Genomic DNA, 18,336 nt, shown 5'->3' with positions numbered 1-18,336 from the left:
CACTCACCCTGGTGCCCCGGCACCCGTCGGGGCTGGAGTCAGCTATGTTTAATTCGCTAAAAGTATTATGGCAAAAAGCGCCAGTGAACCAGGAAGACAATAATCAGCAGGCACAACTGTTGTCTGAACAAATAGCTCTGCTGGAGCAATCTCTGGCCCAACAGCCAGATAATGCTGAAACACAAAAAGCATTAATGCTTGAGTACAACCGTGCACTACGTGCTTATGCCGCAAGCCCTGTTTATCGGCCACAGGTGGAGACGTTGTTTACTCGAATTGATGAACTGCGAAATATTATTCGCCGTAATATTTAGGGAGTGCGCATGTCCATTAAAGATTTGTTGCTGGAAGCAGATGCTATCCAGGTCGGTGTAGATATTGATAACTGGCAGGATGTGATTCGCCAGGCTGCCAACCCTTTAGTGAATAAAGGTTTTATTTCACAAAATTATGGGGAAGCCGTAATCAAAAACACGCTTGAACACGGAGCGTATTATGTTTTTGATGAGGGGATTGCCATACCCCATGCCCGCCCGGAAAACGGTGTATCCCGCACCTGTTTTAGTCTGGTGTTACTTAAAAAACCGGTCAGTTTTGCCGGAAGTGGTGCGGCAGATATTGTTATTTTATTTGGTGCACAGGATAGCAATAAGCATATTGAAGAGGGGATTCGCGCAATTGTCGATTTACTGGATAACGATGTCCGGTTGTCCAGCCTGCGGGCAGCGCGCAGCAAAGAGGAGGTGGCAGCATTGCTATGAAACAGTTACTTAGTGCTGAACATAAAACCGTCATTCTGGTTAATGGAATTCCGGCATCAGGGAAAAGTACCGTCACCCAGGCGCTTTCACAGCAATTCGGCCTGCCCTCACTGACGCTGGATGGTATCAAAGAGCCTTTTATGGCGCAGTTCCCGGCTATAGATCGCCAGCTTAACCGCCAGCTTGGGTGCGCGGCTTATGCGGCTATCTGGTCGGTTATTGCTGCGGCTCCAGCAAACTGTATCTGGCTGGTTGATGCCTGGTTTGGGTTCCAGCCCCGTGAGCAACTTCAGGTCTTTTTGCAACAGGCTCGGGTACGTGAGGTGCTGGAAGTCTGGAATCAGGTTTCACCGGAACTGGCTGTATCACGCTATGCCCGGCGGCTTGAGCAACGTAAACCGGGCCACCCGGGGGAAGAGTATTTACCAGAGCTGGCAGTGTTAGCGCAATCTGCCCGCCCAATGAGCATCGGCCCGGTGTACACCTTTGAGCAGGGTGAAGACGGTGGTGATTCAGGGGCACTTTTTAACTGGGTTACACACCATATAGCCAGTGAAGCATTGGTTGGGTGAGTGTACTGGCAGGCATAGTCAGGCGGGTTTTGCCATAGCGCCTGGCTTGTTCATGCTGCTGTTTACCAGGAATAAATTAATTACGTTATGTGAATGGCCTTGCGTGTTTATTTAATCGTACATTCAGTTAATACAAGCATTAAATAACGAGTGTAATTGTCATTAACCTTGCTGCCCGGAAGTACATTCCGGTTATAAAAAAACAGGAAACCCACCACAATTTGTAATTTTATTTCTCCCTGCCTGTTTGTTCTGTTGTTTTCACCCCGGCATTCCGGTTTATTACGCTGCGTAGCATTACGTATCAACCGATACTATGCACGAATTAGCACCTCACACAACATACCCGCATATTGACTTATTAAGGACAGCTCTATGTTTAAAGGACTGGTTAGCGCAGCACTCTTACTGGCATGTTCTGCAACGGCATTCGCCACCCAAATCAGTGGCGTTACGGCTTCTGGTTTTGATGAAAAGAACGGCCACAAGCCTGAATTTATGCTGGATGGTAACGCTAAAACCCGGTGGGCCGTAAGTGGTAAAGGGAACTGGGCCGTGTTCCAGTTAGCCGATGAAACGGAGATTCATAATATTGTTCTGCATACTTTTAAACCGGCAGAGCGGCGGCTTAAGTTTGATTTGCTGGTTTCGCAGGACAACCAAACCTGGGTAACACTGGCACAAGGGGTACAGACATCCACGGCGTCTCTCAAGGGCGAAAAGTTCGTGGTGGAGCCGGTTAAAGCTCGTTGGGTAAAACTGCAGGTTCATGGCACAGATATCAATTCATGGAGTTCGTTACACCAGGTGGCGGTGAACAGCGATGAAGCGTTGCCAGAAACCGCGCTGAATTAAGCTGCGGGCTCAAACAGGCTCGCTTGAGATGTACAAGAGCAAGCGTAGCCAGGTGGTTCTCCGCCTGGCTATTACAATTTAGCTTGTGGACTCACAGTTACCGACTGGAATCAGAAGCCAACAGCATCATAGTTTTATTTTTAATATCCACCAGTTCCTGGTCTACCAGCATATCCATAGCACGCAGGAAAGTAGATTTGGATATCCCCAGCATATGGGCAATTTCCTCCTGGTTCAGCGGGAGCTGTATCTCGCACTGGTCAAGGCCATATTCTTTATTAATATCTGATAAATAACGTAAAAAACCCAACACCTTTCCGGCGTTGTCTCGTTGATTCAGTACGGCGATGAATTTCTGTTTTTCCAGTGCTGAGCGGGCAATGATTTTAATAATAAAATTGGTAAAACCCGTAGTAATTTGGCTGATTTCATAGAAACGGGAATTTTTGAGTTGGCATACTTCAACCGGGCTGGCCGCCTGAACATGGTGCTGGTAATACTCGGAATATAGCTCTTCCGCGCCAAATACCTGGCCTGGGAGTATCAGCCCCTGGAGCTTATCCTCTGCGTCATAAACTTTCGCAAAACCAGAACGCAGGGCATACAGTGCATCCACTTTGTTACCACAGCGGTAGATAAAATCACCTTTCGCAAATGCTTTACGTGTGGAAAGACTGTCAACAAACAACCGCTCCTGGTAATCAAACAGGTATGCTTTACAGGCACTGGCAAAGCCACATTTTGCACAGGTGACACAGTTTTTTTTCATTTCAACTTCTTCTTTTTTATGGGCAGGTTACTCTACTGCAATGCCAGTTGTGGCAATGGGGGCTATGGTCAGGGTCATGACTGGATAACACAATTCATGATTGGCGACAGGGGAATACCGATAGTGAAATAATTGTCATCTGTTCTTTGCAGGTAGACGGCGTATTGCCCGCCAAGACCCAGCATTTTTACCGCCAGTGCTGAAACGTTGTCGGGGGCGTTATCGTGCACCATCGGGGCCTGACCAGTTATTGTAATGTGGTATTTATTGGCAGAAATATTACGGTAGTTAAAGGTGATATAGCGTGAAAAGGTCCAGATTTTCCCGTCGGACTTCATAAAACCGGAGAGATTAAATTGCCCGGTTTTATCGGTACGAAACTCAAAAGCGATATTGCCATTAAATGTAAAGTCTTCTTCTTTTGTTGAGCTGTCATAAGTCAGGTTAGCGAAGCAGCGATCACTAAAATACTCTTTGGGGTGGCTGTTTGCACCCCAGGCAAACAGCCCTGCCAGCAGCACAATGAGGGTGACAAACAGCCCTGTCAGTTTCATTTCCATTCCCCATCGAAGGTGTAGTGATTTTCACAGTAAATAACTTTCTCGCTTGCGTCATCTAACGGACATAGCGAATAAAACACCCGCCCGCGGCCGCCGTAAAACACACTACGTTGTACCTGAACAGTGACAGCAAAAGGCTGCTTTTCACAGCGTGCTGCCATATCTGGTTGAAAGTGGCTCATCATATTAAGTAGTTTCTGTTGCAAACTACCTGGCAATTGTTCAAAAGTTTGCAACTGGCATTTACCGATTGTTCCTGCATTATAAAGCCGTGTGAAACGCGCACCTGTATCGTCATCCAGGCGTATAGCAATATTTGCCAGCACCAGAAGCGTTATCAGGGCGGCAGGTATTACAATCCGCCAGGGTAGTTTGAGTTTTGCTGCAGCATTGCGCTGAACTTCAACGGGTTGTTGTGTATCCGGCTGTGAGATGTCATGCCAGGGCAGAATCTCGATATCAGCAGAAAAATAAAATCCAACCCGGGGCACCGCAATAATCGTTTCTTCAATATCTGTCAGTGAGGTGAGGATCTTACGCAGAATACTCACATATTGATTTAATGACGAACTGGAGCTCACATGCCCGGCTGATTCCCATACCGTTTCCAATAAATAGCTCCGCTCCAGCACCTGGCCTGGGGACGCAATTAATAATGATAAAATCCGGTTGGCAGTATGGGTAAGTTTTTTCTCTTCCAGTACAGGCGATCCTGCAAGTGAGCCCGTTTCTTTTACGGCCAGCGTGCCACTTTCTGTATCATAAATAATACTGCCAGCGATGACATATTTCATGAGCGACTCTTTTGACTGCACCACTTATTCAGCACATTGCAACCAGCGGTTTTACAACGCCGATATTATGGATGAGTAACCCAACGATGTCCCTGTCCAGGCGGCCATTTGCAGATTCTTCCATCAGAATCTCTATGGCTTTTTCGGTATCCATTCCTCGCCGGTAAGGGCGGTTTTCCGTTGTTGCGGTGAACACATCTGCTACTGCCAGAATTCGTGAAGGTATATCCAGTTCTGCGGCCACTAGGCCAAAAGGGTAGCCACTGCCGTCCAGCCGCTCATGGTGGTTTGCTGCCCAGGATACAATTCGCCCCAGCTCTTCAAATTGTTCCAGCATCACCAGCGTTTTATAACTGTGCAACTTCATTCTGGCATATTCGACTGCTTCCAGCCGTCCGTGTTTTTCCAGAATCGACAGCGGAATAAATAACTTGCCGATATCATGCAGGTAACCAGCAATACAGATGCGTTGTTGCATTTCAGTGTCGTAGCCATACAGCTCAGACAGCTTTTCCGCAACATGGGCCACACTGGTACTGTGGGTTTGGGTAAAGCTGCTGTATTTATCGACGATTTTGGAAATAAGCAGGCACACTTCGAGAAAGTCTTCCCGGCCGAGGAATTCTTCGTGCAGCGGGCTGATGGTCTGTAACACGCGTTCCGGTTCCGGATTGCCCAGCCGGAACCAAAAGCCATCCTGCTGGCTTGCTTTTATCAGCGCATCAACCAGTTCTAAGGGCCATTTCTTATTGCCAGACAAAAAGCCATTCACAATCTCTTCGCGCTGTGCAATATAATTGCCATCCACCCGGCGCAGGTATAGCTCAAAGCTGTCTGCCATATGCACCAGGTGGTGAATCAGCGGTAAATTCAGGGTACTGCCATCCACCCATTCAAGGTGATGATGTTCAATAATTTGTGTGACGGGCTGCAGAAAATGGATCCCGGCCGTCATTGCTGCCCCACTTGCTTCATGGCCGTCTAAAAATGACTCACTGGCCAGAGCCAGGTCTGCCCGGGGTTTATCCAGAGCACCAATATCGTGCAGCATGCCCGCCAGATAAGTCTCGCGTATCTCCTGCTCAGGCAGACGGGCTTTGTTGGCCAGATACCAACTGATTAACGCTGTCCGTTGCAGGTGAATGACGATTTCAGGTGAAATCGGTTTAATAATGCTGTGAAGTAAATCGAGTACGGTCTGAATTGATATTTTCATAATGTCCTTATCGGTACTTTTTTCTCGTATTTATACGAGTTTTAATTCACTCTGCCGATATGCCTGGAGCATTGTGAAAATGATATAAATTCTCGTTTCTTAAAAACGAATTAATTCTTGCGTGTCAAAATTTTATTTATCAGGTTAATCGTAGCCAAACATGATTTGCGCTGTTGCAACAACTGTCCCTGTGCTGAGTGAAGCGGCATTGTAGACTTTATAATACGCATGCAAATAAATGTATTGGGTATCCTGAATATCTTCATCTTTTTCTATATCCAGAATTTGTGTGGCATTTTCCATATCTGAGCTACTGGATATCTGTACTTCTTCAGAATCTCCCATAAAAATACGGCTGCGAATAGCAATGCCAACACCGCCAGCGGTGGTTTCATCATTCACCATAATCTGGTAGGAAGAGTCTGTGCTGACCAGATCATTGCTGGACAACCAGGCTTTAATATTACGTGTGGCGGTTTTCACCCCAGCCAGGTTGCCACATTTTAATGGGATGGTGAAATCGGCACCGTTGGCTTTTCCTTGAGCTTTCAGAGTGCTAAGTGGAGCTGGGGGCAATTTTACGGTTAAATCCCGAGTCATATTGCAGGTGGTCTGTTTGGGCTCAAACTGAATGGTCATCTTTTCATAAGCCAGAAAGTAATCGGTATCCCAACTTCTGCGTGATGTATTTGCCATCATGTTGCTCCACGCGCGGTACGAGTATGTTTTGCTGGATAATAACGGTGAGTCACTTCCGCTACCGGTACCACTCATCACTGCCGGGATCACGCTGAGCGCACCGGTAGTGGTAGACTTGGTGTAGCTTTCTACGCCACTGGGTGCAGAGGTTAACAGTTCAGCGCGCAGTGTATATTGTGTCTGGTAGCCAAGTGAGTGAATACCCACTATTCCGCTGACTGTTACTTTCTGAATGCCAGTGATTTCAGATGTCACTTTAATCCAGTAGCTGTCTTCACCGTCGCTGCTACTGAAATGCAGGTAAACCGGGTTGCTGTCGAATCCGGTAAAGAAATACAGGTGATCCTGCATTAATGAACCGATCCCCACACTGCCGTACACGCAAGTCATGCTGCCGGACCAACTGGTGGTATAAGTAGCTTCATACACATTGCTATTAACGAAAGCAGAAGACAGGTTCAGGGATTTATCTGCTTCCGCCACACTGGTAAATAAAATACCTGCGTTACGGCAGGTATCGCCCGTAACAGCTCGAGCTTGTGCTCCCGCAGCCTGGGCGGAAAAACCAGGAGTCAATATTGCGGCTATCACCGTAATAATGAGAAAAAATTTATTGAGCATGATGTTTAATCGCCACAGTAAAATGTTAGCGGCAGGTATTAATGCCGTGTTCAGTTGGATGTGTAATGGTGCACATCTGTTTCTTTTTGCCTTTGCTGATATTTACTGTAATGGTGTCCGGCATGGTGTCGGATTTAATAAATATCTGGCTACCCTGGGCGACAAAACCCAGTTCTTGCTTTTTGTTGTCGTAGACAAATGCCCCAAAGGGTAGCTGGTCGCCTTGTGCATCCTGAACATCCAGTGTGAAAAGCTTGCGGGTGTCTGTTTTATATTTAAGGTAAGTAATGCTGCCTTCATACGGGGCAATGTTGAGCATATTCCCCAGTAAATCTACATCACTGCTTTGAGTACCATCCTGGTCCAGGTGGAAGTTATTCTGCCGGTAAGCTGTAGCACTGGTGACCAGTGCGATGCCTTTGCTGTTAGTTCGTGTGCTGGTGCTGCCATTCACTGTGGCATTTTCAACCCCGGGTGCTTCCAGTATCACAAAATTACGCCCACTTTCTGGTGACATCAGCACACCTCCACGCCAGGCCAGCAGGTTACCGCTGGCACCCAGGCTTGCCTGGCGGTATTCACGTGCCATGGTCAGGCCGCTGTTCAGGCTGGTGTAGTCGTTCTTCCAGCTTGTGTAGAGGTCTGCCGAACGCGAATTACCTTCTCTGTCATGGGAAAGCATCAGGCTGTAATCCACGTCTTTGGCATTACCACTAACACTGACATCAGAAGAGGAGTATCTGCCGTTTTGTACACTGGCGTGGCTTGAAACACTGCCGCCACTGCCAAAAATTGTCATAGGGACAGTGACAGTAAAATAGAGGTTATTCTCCGTTTTACCACTGGATCGCAGGGCACTTACCATGTTGCCTTCATAGTTGGTTTCATAGTCGTAATAAGACTGGGAAACCTCAGAACGGCGCAGGGAGACGGAGTAGTTCACGCTCTTCCAGGTATTACTCCAGGTAAAGTTATACTGCTTGCTGGTCTGGCGGTTTTTCCAGTAATCACGCCAGTAAGCAGATAAAGACAGGCGGCCAAAGCCGTTTGGTAATGTCTGGTTGATATTTGCGCTGAACGCCTGTTTGCTGTTAATTGTTGATGTGTTGTAGCCGTATGTCTGGACATTCGAGCGCATCTGCACGAAATCACTGAACGATGCGTAATCCTGGGTACGGTAATAGTAAGACGCCAGTGAAATATTGGTCTGCGTCGGGAAGTACTTACTCCAGGAAATAGAATATTTTTCACCACGAGTACGGCTGTCGCCCGGGAGTGAGTACTGCGCTTCTTCCAGTGAGCCAGAGAGCGAGCCGATATATGGAATCGACACAGCGCTGCCCAGAATAACTGACTGGTAATGGTTGCTTAACGTAGTGCCAGCAGATGCTGTCAGGTAGTTATTCAGCCCGCGTGAATAACTGGCCTGCATAAATCCGGTGTTATCATCCACGCCACGGATATCAACTTTACCAAGGTTAATTTGGTAGTCGCTGGTGCCCGGACGCAGCATATCCGGAATAGAAGAAAACGGGACGACAAAGCGCTCAATGCTGCCACCACTGTTTTTTACTTCAACAGATAAATCACTACGTGAGCCAGTAGGCATTAAGTCACGAATGGCAAACGGGCCCGCAGGAACGGTTTGTTGGTGAATAATATGGCCATCCTGGTAAATGCTGACTACGGCAGTACCCGTTGCAATACCGGTAATTACCGGCATGTAAACGCGTTCGCTGTCTGGCAGCATCTGGCGGCTTTTACGCAGGGTTACACCCTGGAAACGTACGGTATCAAAATAGTCCGATGCGGTATAAGCCCGTCCGGCACGCAGCACTGCGCCTATTGCCGCAATGGGTTTTTCAATGTAGCGAGTGGTATTGATCCAGTAGCTTTTATTAAGCGTGCTGTAGCGCATCCAGGATGAGTTATCTATCAGGTGCCAGCCAAAAAGATTGAGCCCGCTGTTTAATGACAGATAGATATTATCGCTGTTGGTGTAGCCTTTTTGCAGACCATGAAAATTGTAATAGTTCAGGTTGTAGTTGGTATAAGCGCCATTAATACCTTCATCCCATTTTTCGGGTGCAACCCAGTTACGGCTTTGGGTTTTTACGAAAGCCTGAGGGACTTCCAGGTCAAGGCGCAATTCGCCTGGTTTCAGGGTGCTTTTGCCACCATGCAGCAGGGCGTTAATATCAACTATATCCTCATGCTGGCTTTTCAGTACATCATCCAGTTCCTGAATATCCAGCTGCGCAATATCATCTTTTTTTATTTCAAGTGAATTAGCTGCATTGCTGCCAACGATGACGTTAAATTTGCCGCGCCAGACATTATTAACATAGACATCCAGGTCATAAGCTCCCGGTGTCATTACCAATGACTTATTACTCCAGTCCATTTCTGCAGAGTTACCCACCAACAAGCTATTATTGAAACTCTCAGCCAGAGCGTTCGTGGCGCTTAATGCACACACCGCCAGACTAATGGCATGGACAAGCAAGCTTTTACGAAACAAAAATTCGTTTTTCATCAGAAATGAACCCGAGTAATCAACAACCATAATCAGTTAATGGTGCTGAACCGTTTTGCACCGAAATCATCAAGCCAGGTAATCCGGTAATGCCCACCAGCACGGACTTTGTCTGACACTTTTGTGCAGCCAAATGGCGCAATAAACGCGGTCTCTGCCAGTAAATTATCTTTGCGGATTTGTTTTAATTCCCCTCCCTGCCAGGTGACAACCTGGGGAATCGTCATGTAATAAGGTGAGTCATTTTTCAGGCAGGTATGCCCGGCAGATGACGACACTGATATTTTTTCTGCGACAGAACTATCCGGTTCGGCTAAAGACTCAGGGCGATAAAACAACTTAATGCGGTTACGAATGGCAACCTGTAAATAGTTATCGTTACTGCCTTCAGGAATAGGCGGAACATCCAGTACGTTAAGCCAGAACACACTTTCGCGGTCTTTCGGCAAAGGTGCGGTATTCATGGATGATATTTTTAAAGTTTGCCCTGCGTGGCCTGCCATTTTTACTACTGGTGGCATAATCGTGAAGGGCACTTTTATTTTCTCTGGTGCGGCCGAAGCATCACCATTATCCAGCCAGGATTGCACCAGGTGTGTTTTATCACTGTCATTGACTAACTGTACGGAAACGAATTTCGCCGCAGCCGGGTAAATAACACGGGTCTGATTAATAACAACACTTGCCAGTACCGTTTGAGAAAATAAAACGGTAGTTAAAAGAACCAGGAGTTTTTTCATAATCGGTATTAGAAAACCGGGGGAAGGGGCCCCCGGTTTGAGTGCCTTAATCGTAGCTGAATGCGTAAGTTGCGTCGGTAACCACTTTACCAGTGGTGGCTGCACCATTACCGAAGTTGTAGTAGTTAGCGTACATGGTTACAGTCGCGCCATTGGTGCTGGCTACGTCAGTAGAGCTCAGGCCAGTATCAAATGCGCTATCAAACGGAACCAGCGTAGAGCCATCAGAGGTCAGGGCGATGCCCACGCCATCTGCACCACCATCGCTGTAGTTTTTCAGGTATTTACCATCATCAGACAGGTTGCTGCTGCTGAAGGTGATTTTCAGCGTGGTGGCACCGTCATCAGCTGCAGAGCAGTTTTTCAGGCTCATGGTGAAATCTTTTTTACCGGCAGCAACAACGCCTGCAGCACTATTAATATCGTCCAGGGTTACCGGAGTCAGGTTTACAGTGAAATCAGAACCGTTGTTGGTGGTAACGTCACAAGTGGTATCAGATACAGAACCGTTGAAAGTAATAGTACCCCCGGCAACGCCAGTTGATTCGGTAGCAAATGCAGCGCCAGAAAAAATAATTGCTGCTGCGATTACTGTTTGCTTAAACATAGTTTTCATCTCTTTCCAATTTGTTTTGTGTATAGCTGTAATGTGTTGGCGTGAGGCTTATCCAGAGGTTCCCTGCGTCGCGCCAGTTGTCCTTTTTTGCTGAACACAAGTCCTGTTCATTTCGCCGGAATATAAGACCACGTAAAGTTACTAAAACAAATTTAAATATTCTTTAAATATGAAATTTAATTATAAATATCTACATTTTAACGTTTATATAGGTTTTGTATCTGTTTTGTTTGGGTTTTTGCGGAAGAATTCAATATCTCATTCGCGTTAAAAAGTGAGTTAAATTTGTCATTTGCAAAACGAATTAGTGCGAGTGGAGTTGGATTTAGCATTAATTTAATATATTCAAACAGCTAATTAACAAATAATTAAAAATAGTGATAAATTTGTACAGTCTGGGAATTAAATACAGAAGGGAAGGTGGGGGGAGATATTGGGTTATCTGTAGGGATAAAAGGAAAGATACGTGTGATGCCGGGGGGATATACCCGGTATTTCATTTTCGCCTAATCACCACAAAACCCGACTGCCGCAGCCTGGCGGAACAGTGCCAGAGGGACCCCCCTGGCACAATGCCTGCATCAGGCATCCGCTGTGGTGGTGTGCTGTTCTTCACGCAGTGTGCGCTGGTGCTCGCACATGGTTTGGTGGCGAACCCAGTAACGCCCCAGCGATTCATTCAGCGCGTCCATTTGTTTGCCAATACCTGGCAGGTAAATGGTCAGGCGTTTGCGCTTGTTGGTACGGGTTTTCTCAAAGTTAAGGGCGAGGTAATCAATCCAGCAACGGGTGTCGTGAGTCATGGTGCTGATATCTTCCCAGCGCAACAGTTCACCGTGTTTGGGTTCGGTAATGCCCTGCCAGCTAATGGTGATGGTTTTGCCTTTGCGCAGCGTATAAGTTTGCGGTGGAAAATATTTCTCTACCAGTGCTGTCTGGGCGGCATCTTCCGGGCGGTAACGCCAGGCAAGGCTTTCTTCATGAGCGCTGGAGAATTCGTGCTCGTAACGTTGCCATAATGCCTGTTCAATCTCTTCCGCATCCGGGATAAGGTTTGCCCAGCTTTCTTCGGGGACGTGGGTGGCGACTGCCGCCAGTTGGTCGCTGCTGATTTCATACCCGACATTTTTCATCCGTACACTTAATGGCGGGTGAGAATCAAACGGATGGGGCACATTCTGGCGGCGGATCATCTCACTGAACCCGTTTGAATGGGCGTACTGTGTTAACCCTTGTGCAATGGTCTGGCGTATTTGCAGGCTGCTTTCGTGCTTTTCATCCTGAGCGAACAATTCGTTTTCTACCTCGCCCCAGTAACCGGAATAGGCGGAAACTTTCACCAGGGATTGTGCAATAGTGGCAGGCCCGGCGATTTGTGCTGCTTTGTTGTCGGCAATAAACTCACGGCGGCGGCTGTCGCGCTGCCAGGCAAGCTCAAATAAGGTGCGGTATACCGCCAGAGGGTAATACACCAGCAAGGTCGCCAGGTTATCTTTCATGGTTGAGATATACAAATCAAAACGCTGTATTTTCGGCCCCAGTGTGGCGTTGGTGGCGCTGTCCCCCTGGTGGAGGTGAGTTAACTCATGCACCATCACGCCATCAGCCTGTTCGGGTGTCAGGTGGCGCAACAACGGCAGGCTGACATACAACGTGCGCCCGGTCAGTTTGCGGTCTTTCACGGTTAGCGGAACTTCGGTGACATAAAAACTGGCGTCAATCCCGGCCACAATATGGTCTGGTGCAGTTGTGCCAAGGCGCGAGGCAAGGTTATCCATTCTGGCCCACAATGCCGGGGCGTGTGTCCGGCTGATTTGTGCGCCTTCCACCTGGTTGTCAAAGGGGATGCGGCGAAAAATCCCTTTTACCATATAGAACAACCCGGCCAGTATCAGCAGAGCGACGGCGAAAATAGCTTTGGGGTAATATTTGTCGGTAAAGAATGCGGAGATCCAGAAGGTAAACCACAGCAGCAACCCGCCCTGGACAATAACCTCCACAAAACTCATAAAAATAAGCACCGGGCGCGAGAGCCGCAGGCTCCATGCCTGGGCGCCCGGGCTGATAAAAGCAACCCCACCCAGCACACCAACCAGAACTAAAAACACCAGCCCCAAACCCATGCTTAAGAATATCACTTTGTCCATGGTTTCGAATTGCCACAGCTCGTTGCCATTACAGACGGCATGCTTATATTCAAGCAGGTCTGGCGTAACTGTGTCGCATACACTGCGTGGCGGGTGTGCCTGCAGAAATGCGCTTACTTTGGTGAGGTCCTGGTTGTTCTGGCGTGCGTTATCCAGTATTGCTTCAGTAATTTCATTATTCAGCTGGTACCCGGCATATTCCGACAGCATCAGTGTGGCCACAGGTATGGCAAATAACGTGAGCAATAAATAGATAAGGATTTTGCTAAATCCTTTTTTCATCGTGGTGTTTCCTTGTCACAGAAAAATATAATCCGGCTATACAGAACAGATGTATCCGTGCAGCAGGGAATAATTCCCAGCCAGTTAGTTAAAATTATTTTGAGAAGAAAGTGATTATAACGTGGCAGAGTAAAAAATATGACCAGCAGAAATTGGTAGTGGTCGGTCGTAGTGAAGCCGCTTGTCTGGTTTTTGGCGTTTTGTTCTGGTTCGTGGTGTTATGCTTGTATGTTTTAAGGTTTTTGTCTTGCTTTATATTGTATTGGAAGCTTGATACTTTCGCTGTGTGCTGGCGGGCGTGAAGGGTGCCGGGCGCCACGCCAGGGGCAAATTAAGATTGCGCTTATTGAAGTCTATTTTAATAAAAATATTTGCGAATAATTATATCTGGCTGCGGTGCTTTGCTATAAATATACACCACCATTACATAGGGGCTAAGCCAGCCCCTGGTCAGAATGTCACTGGTGTATTTACCCACAGCACTTTAGTTACGCTTTTGCCGGGGTTGCTGTAGCCATGAGGCAGGTGGCTGGGAAAGTAGAATGAATCACCGGCTTCCAGTTGCCAGGTTTCTTCACCAATGCGCAATTCTAATATGCCTTCCAGCACATAACCCATTTCTTCGCCCTGGTGTTCAATTAAGGCATCGCTTTTCACGCCAGGTTCAATGATATGGATATCACCCTGTAGCAACCCGCCTTTGTGGTGCCAGGTGAGGTTCTCCAGCTCGATTCCCCCTTTTTTGTTGCGCTGCAGGAAGCGCTTACGGTGGCGTTGCGCGGGTTTCATCACCGGGGAATCCCCTGCCCAGTCTTCCGACATCAGGTCTGAAACACTGGTCTCCAGGGTTTTTGCCAGGTGGTGCAGCATGGTCAGTGAAGGGTTAGCGGCGTCATTTTCCAGCTTGGAGAGAAAACTTTCAGAGCAGTTTACCTGGCTTGCCAGTTGCTTGAGTGTCATTTCCCTGACCAGCCGGGCATGGCGTAACCGCATACCAAGGCTGGCAGGCGTTCCTGTTGATTTCGGGTCTGTCTTTTTTTTCATGGGCTAATGGGTTGCCAGTTAATGAATAAGGCCTGCCCAGGCAGGCCAAAACAAAAAAATTATCCTGCTACTGTAAATTGGATTTCCTTCGGTGAACAGCCATTGATAGGCACAATGTCTTGCGGGCAGGCGGACATTACTGCCACACAGTCGCGTTCAGCGCGGATTTCCACGTAATCGCCCGGTGCGCTGACAGTTGGCAGCCAGGAAATGGTGTAATCCGGGTTGACCGGCGTGTTCATCCACAGGTTCAGGGGCTGCGGTACTTCGCGGGCACGCAGACCAATGGCGTTCAGCGCCATACGCATGTTATCTGCACAGCTGTCGTGGTACTCCGTGATCCCCATGTTGGAATAACGGAACAGGTCACAGGCGGCAATCATGGTGTCGTGCACACCCGGTGAGGTATCGGTCAGCAGTGTCACAATAGCGCGGCGCTGGTTGGTTACCAGTACATCGCCTGGTTGGGGAATGATTTTGTCGATAAACGCGCGGGTGTGCTCCATGGAAGCGAATTCGCTCAGGTCGTCACTGTTAAAGAACCAGGTATCGCACACCTGGCTACCCGGGGTGTTGATAATTTTAATCACCTGGCCTTTTTTCAGTTTTACGGCCCGGCCGCAGCGCGGAGGAATGGTATATAACTCGCCAGCTACTGGTGTGCCGTCAACCGAAATTGGGGAGGTTGCGGTGGCATTCATGCCCAGCGCATCGCCATTATCTTTTGCACAACATTCCGGGTATTGGGTAGTGGTAGTCATTATGTAACTCCTTAAATAGTATCAGAAAGCTCGGTAAGCGCACCTGCCAGAGCACGGGCTCCGGTATGCAGCGCACGAGGTTCGGTGTATTCAGCCGGGTTGTGGCTGATGCCACGGTGGCTGGGAACAAACAGCATACTGGTGGGGCAGTGCCCGGCCAGATGCATGGCGTCATGGAATGCGCCGGACAGAAGCCCGGTGCAGGGAATATCGAGTGCCTGGGCTGTGGCGTTCAGCACCTGGTTTATCTGCGGTGCAAATACCACCGGTTCACAGGATAACAGCGGCGCCACACTGACCCGGTCGCCAGCCAGCCCGGCTATGCGGGCATCAAACTGTGCCAGTACCGCCGGGTCCGGGTGGCGGAAATCCAGAGTGAAGCTGGCCCGGGACGGAATGGTATTGACTGCATTCGGGGTAACCTGCCAGCGGCCAAATGTCAGGCGCAGGGCGTCATCGCCCGGGTTTAATGTGCTGGCTTCAATGGTGCTGGCTACGTTGCGGGCAAGCTGCATGGCATCCTGGCGCAAGGCCATGGGCGTGGTGCCTGCATGGGCAGATTCGCCCTGGCACTGCACCTGGTACCAGCGAACCCCCTGAATGCCCGAGACCACCGCCAGGGGTAACTCAAGGTGTTCCAGCAACGGGCCCTGCTCAATATGTAATTCCACAAAGCAGGCCATGTCCCGATTGGGCCGTTGGGCAAGGCCTGGGAAGCGCTGGTGGTGTAACTCCAGTGCCTGGGCAAAGGTCACGCCATCTTCCCCGGTAACGTTCAGAAATGCCGCCAGGGTGCCTGGTTCAGTAAACGCACTGGAACCCATGGCGCCGGGGGCAAACCGGCTGCCTTCTTCGTTGGTCCAAATGGCCACTTCCACCGGGCGTTCAGTAGTAATGCCTGCGTCATTCAGTGCTTTCAGGCAGGCGAGGCCCGCCAGTACGCCATAGCAACCATCAAAGTTGCCGCCACCGGGTTGGGTATCGATATGGCTGCCGGTCGTCACCGGTGGCAGGTCTTGCCTGCCCGGGCGGCGGAAAAACAGGTTCGCGGCGCTGTCGGTGTAAATCTCACAACCCAGCGAGCGGGCTTCATCAATTAGCCAGGCCCGGGCATCCAGTTCGGTAGCGCTCAGTGCCTGGCGGTCCACACCGCCATTATCCAGTGCGCCAAATTGTGAGAGCTTGCTCAGCAGGCTGTCCAGCCAGTCAGTATCAAGGTGTTGGGCAGCACTCAGGCTCGGGGAGGAAATCATAACGACTCCAGTTCTTCAGGTTGCAAAGGGCGGCGGAACAGTGGCGCCAGAAATGTACGTAAGCGCTCACTTTCTGGTTGAGTAAAGAGCTGGCGAGGGCTGCCGCTTTCCACTATGTAGCCATCAGCCATAAACACCAGGCGAGAAGAGATATGGGCGGCAAACGCCATTTCGTGGGTCACCATCACCATGGTCATACCTTGCTTTGCCAGGCTGCGGATAACATCCAGCACTTCTTCAACACGTTCCGGATCCAGTGCTGAAGTGGGTTCATCCAGTAGCAGCAGTTCGGGTTCCAGCGCCAGGGCGCGGGCGATGCCTACGCGCTGTTGTTGACCGCCGGATAACCGTACCGGCCAGTCGCTGGCTTTTTGCGCCATACCCACCTGGTTGAGTGCTGTCATGGCGGCGTGTTTTGCTGTGTGGCGCGGCATTTTTTTGCCCAGCACCAGTGGGGCGACGACATTCTCCAACACGGTCATATGCGGCCACAGGTTGAATTGCTGGAATACCATGGCCAGCGGGCGGCGCACCTCTGCTATTAGCGCCGGGCTGTCGGTGTGCGCTTTACCGCGCTGGTTACCGGAATAACCGAGTAACTGGCCTTTGATCAGCACTTCTCCCTGGTCGTAAGCTTCCAGAAAGTTCATGCAGCGCAGCGCGGTGGTTTTCCCTGAGCCGGAAGGGCCAATCAGGGTGACGATTTCGCCCGGGTGAACACTCAGGTTGATGTCGCGCAGCACCGGATTCCCGGCGAACGCCTTCCCGACATGGCGCATTTCCAGAATTGGAGCGGATGCATTACTCACGTTAATCTCCTGTACGTAGTGCATAGCCAAGGCCGCGCACGCAAAAGCTGACGCCTTGCGCCAGTAACCAGTAGCTGGCAATCAGCAGGGCGTACGGCAGTACATAGGTGTAGGTGTTGGCGACAATCTGGCTGGTGGTCATGGTGAGTTCCGGTACGGTAATCACCGACGCAATCGCGCTTTCTTTAATAGTTAAAATGAACTGGTTACCCAGCAATGGCAGGGCAAAACGCACAGCCTGAGGTGCCTGGATATGCCAGAAACAACGCACACCAGAAATGGAATTAGCCAGGGCCGCTTCGCGCTGGCCCGGGGGAATGCTGCCCCATGCTGCACGGAAAATTTCACCGAAGTAGGCGGCGCTGTAGAGCGTGAGTGACAGTACAGTGGCCTGTACCGCACTGAGCATAATGCCTGCAGAAGGCAGGCCAAAATAGATAACCGCCAGTTGAGCCAGGTAAGGTGTACCGCGAATAATCCATACATATCCGCGCCACAAGCGGTATGCCAGTGGGTGATGTGGGCATAACCCGTTAAACGCAAACCCCAGCGCCATTCCCAGCACGGCTGCACACAGGCTTATCCATAATGTGGTACCCATAGCCTGAAGGTAATCAGGCAGGTAATTGGCCAGTTCGCTCATCGTGATTCCCTCTGCCAGTAGCGTTCCGCCTGGCGCCCAGCCAGGGCCAGCAGGCTGGTCAGCGCCAGGTAAATCAGCGCAACTGACAGGTAGACCTGTAATGGCTGGTAAGTGGATGACGCCAGTTGCTGGCCTACACGCATCAGGTCAGTCAGTGCGATGACAGAGACCACGGCAGAAGCTTTCACCACATCAATCAGTTCTGATAACAATGAGGGCAGTGTCAGGCGCAACACCTGCGGCACCTGAATACGCCACAGAATTTGCCGGGAACTGAGTCCACATATTGCGGCCGCTTCCAACTGCCCGGGAGCAATACTGGCAAACCCGCTCTTGAGGATTTGCGACTGGTAAGCGGCTGTGTTGAGTGTCAGTGCCACCGCTGCGGCGAGGAACACCGGCAGATTCAGCCCCAGTTGTGAAGGCAGGTAAAAGCACAACAGCAACTGAGCCAGCACCGGCGTACCGCGAAACAGACTGACCCATCCATGGGCCACTCCACGCCAGACTCGCACCGGGCTGCCAGACATGCGCCAGACGCCAATCCCCACCAGAAAGCCGGCAACCATGGCAACCAGGCAGAGTGCTGCGGTGGTTAGCGCGCCATGCAATAACGCGGGTAGCCAGCTGGCGAAATGGGTGAAAAAAGCAGGCATCA

19 protein-coding genes are annotated in these 18,336 nt (G+C 49.8%); 4 read left to right on the top strand and 15 right to left on the bottom strand.

Going from position 1 to position 18,336, the window contains the following annotated elements; translation table 11 throughout:
• The first annotated feature begins 44 nt into the window (after positions 1 to 44).
• The 4 genes from DT73_RS08100 to DT73_RS08085 all read left to right on the top strand — a co-directional run bounded on the left by DT73_RS08100 (position 45) and on the right by DT73_RS08085 (position 2,188).
• Complete coding sequence (locus tag DT73_RS08100) at positions 45 to 314, top strand: hypothetical protein (RefSeq protein ID WP_036106715.1); 270 nt, start codon at positions 45 to 47, stop codon at positions 312 to 314.
• A gap of 9 nt (positions 315 to 323) precedes the next feature.
• Positions 324 to 761 carry a PTS sugar transporter subunit IIA gene (locus DT73_RS08095; protein WP_036106713.1) on the top strand — a complete coding sequence of 146 codons (438 nt, stop codon included), beginning with the start codon at positions 324 to 326 and terminating at the stop codon, positions 759 to 761.
• Complete coding sequence (locus tag DT73_RS08090) at positions 758 to 1,333, top strand: AAA family ATPase (protein ID WP_036106711.1); 576 nt, start codon at positions 758 to 760, stop codon at positions 1,331 to 1,333. The genes DT73_RS08095 and DT73_RS08090 overlap by 4 nt, the downstream gene beginning before the upstream one ends.
• A gap of 375 nt (positions 1,334 to 1,708) precedes the next feature.
• A complete protein-coding gene (locus DT73_RS08085; RefSeq protein ID WP_036106709.1) occupies positions 1,709 to 2,188 on the top strand; it encodes a discoidin domain-containing protein in 480 nt (159 codons plus the stop codon).
• Positions 2,189 to 2,285: 97 nt separating this feature from the next.
• On the opposite strand, the gene DT73_RS08080 is transcribed toward DT73_RS08085, so the two are convergent.
• The 15 genes from DT73_RS08080 to DT73_RS08010 form a co-directional block, all read right to left on the bottom strand.
• Positions 2,286 to 2,957 (bottom strand): Crp/Fnr family transcriptional regulator, encoded by a 672-nt coding sequence (locus tag DT73_RS08080; protein ID WP_036106707.1) that lies wholly within the window; start codon positions 2,955 to 2,957, stop codon positions 2,286 to 2,288.
• Between the two features lie 74 nt (positions 2,958 to 3,031).
• Positions 3,032 to 3,511 (bottom strand): hypothetical protein, encoded by a 480-nt coding sequence (locus tag DT73_RS08075; RefSeq protein WP_036106705.1) that lies wholly within the window; start codon positions 3,509 to 3,511, stop codon positions 3,032 to 3,034.
• Positions 3,508 to 4,311 carry a winged helix-turn-helix domain-containing protein gene (locus DT73_RS08070; RefSeq protein ID WP_036106703.1) on the bottom strand — a complete coding sequence of 268 codons (804 nt, stop codon included), beginning with the start codon at positions 4,309 to 4,311 and terminating at the stop codon, positions 3,508 to 3,510. The genes DT73_RS08075 and DT73_RS08070 overlap by 4 nt, the downstream gene beginning before the upstream one ends.
• A 28-nt stretch (positions 4,312 to 4,339) precedes the next feature.
• Positions 4,340 to 5,527 carry an HD domain-containing phosphohydrolase gene (locus DT73_RS08065; RefSeq protein WP_036106701.1) on the bottom strand — a complete coding sequence of 396 codons (1,188 nt, stop codon included), beginning with the start codon at positions 5,525 to 5,527 and terminating at the stop codon, positions 4,340 to 4,342.
• A gap of 144 nt (positions 5,528 to 5,671) precedes the next feature.
• Positions 5,672 to 6,847 carry a fimbrial protein gene (locus DT73_RS08060; protein ID WP_036106699.1) on the bottom strand — a complete coding sequence of 392 codons (1,176 nt, stop codon included), beginning with the start codon at positions 6,845 to 6,847 and terminating at the stop codon, positions 5,672 to 5,674.
• Positions 6,848 to 6,872: 25 nt separating this feature from the next.
• Entirely contained in the window at positions 6,873 to 9,383 is a 2,511-nt protein-coding gene (locus DT73_RS08055) for a fimbria/pilus outer membrane usher protein (RefSeq protein ID WP_036106931.1), read from the bottom strand.
• Positions 9,384 to 9,415: 32 nt separating this feature from the next.
• The gene (locus tag DT73_RS08050) at positions 9,416 to 10,123 is read right to left on the bottom strand and encodes a molecular chaperone (protein WP_036106697.1); all 708 of its coding nucleotides are present in this window, start codon (positions 10,121 to 10,123) and stop codon (positions 9,416 to 9,418) included.
• A 46-nt stretch (positions 10,124 to 10,169) separates the two neighbouring features.
• Entirely contained in the window at positions 10,170 to 10,730 is a 561-nt protein-coding gene (locus DT73_RS08045; RefSeq protein WP_036106695.1) for a fimbrial protein, read from the bottom strand.
• Between the two features lie 590 nt (positions 10,731 to 11,320).
• Entirely contained in the window at positions 11,321 to 13,168 is a 1,848-nt protein-coding gene (locus DT73_RS08040; protein ID WP_036106694.1) for a M48 family metallopeptidase, read from the bottom strand.
• Between the two features lie 450 nt (positions 13,169 to 13,618).
• On the bottom strand, positions 13,619 to 14,212 hold the full coding sequence (locus tag DT73_RS08035; protein ID WP_036106692.1) for a cupin domain-containing protein: 594 nt from the start codon (positions 14,210 to 14,212) through the stop codon (positions 13,619 to 13,621).
• Positions 14,213 to 14,271: 59 nt separating this feature from the next.
• Positions 14,272 to 14,973, bottom strand: a complete 702-nt coding sequence (locus DT73_RS08030) for a DUF1989 domain-containing protein (protein ID WP_036106690.1) — start codon at positions 14,971 to 14,973, stop codon at positions 14,272 to 14,274.
• 11 nt (positions 14,974 to 14,984) lie between these two features.
• Positions 14,985 to 16,226: a M20 family metallo-hydrolase gene (locus DT73_RS08025; RefSeq protein ID WP_036106688.1), complete on the bottom strand. Its 1,242-nt coding sequence runs from the start codon at positions 16,224 to 16,226 to the stop codon at positions 14,985 to 14,987.
• Entirely contained in the window at positions 16,223 to 17,005 is a 783-nt protein-coding gene (locus DT73_RS08020) for an amino acid ABC transporter ATP-binding protein (protein WP_036106929.1), read from the bottom strand. Before DT73_RS08020 ends, DT73_RS08025 begins: the two co-directional genes overlap by 4 nt.
• 31 nt (positions 17,006 to 17,036) lie before the next feature.
• A complete protein-coding gene (locus DT73_RS08015; RefSeq protein WP_036106685.1) occupies positions 17,037 to 17,678 on the bottom strand; it encodes an amino acid ABC transporter permease in 642 nt (213 codons plus the stop codon).
• Positions 17,675 to 18,334 (bottom strand): amino acid ABC transporter permease, encoded by a 660-nt coding sequence (locus tag DT73_RS08010; protein WP_036106675.1) that lies wholly within the window; start codon positions 18,332 to 18,334, stop codon positions 17,675 to 17,677. Before DT73_RS08010 ends, DT73_RS08015 begins: the two co-directional genes overlap by 4 nt.
• Positions 18,335 to 18,336 lie beyond the last annotated feature (2 nt).

The organism is Mangrovibacter sp. MFB070, assembly GCF_000705335.1.
GTDB classification, from domain to species: Bacteria; Pseudomonadota; Gammaproteobacteria; order Enterobacterales; family Enterobacteriaceae; genus Mangrovibacter; species Mangrovibacter plantisponsor.
This window is presented reverse-complemented; position numbering and strand designations above follow the sequence as displayed.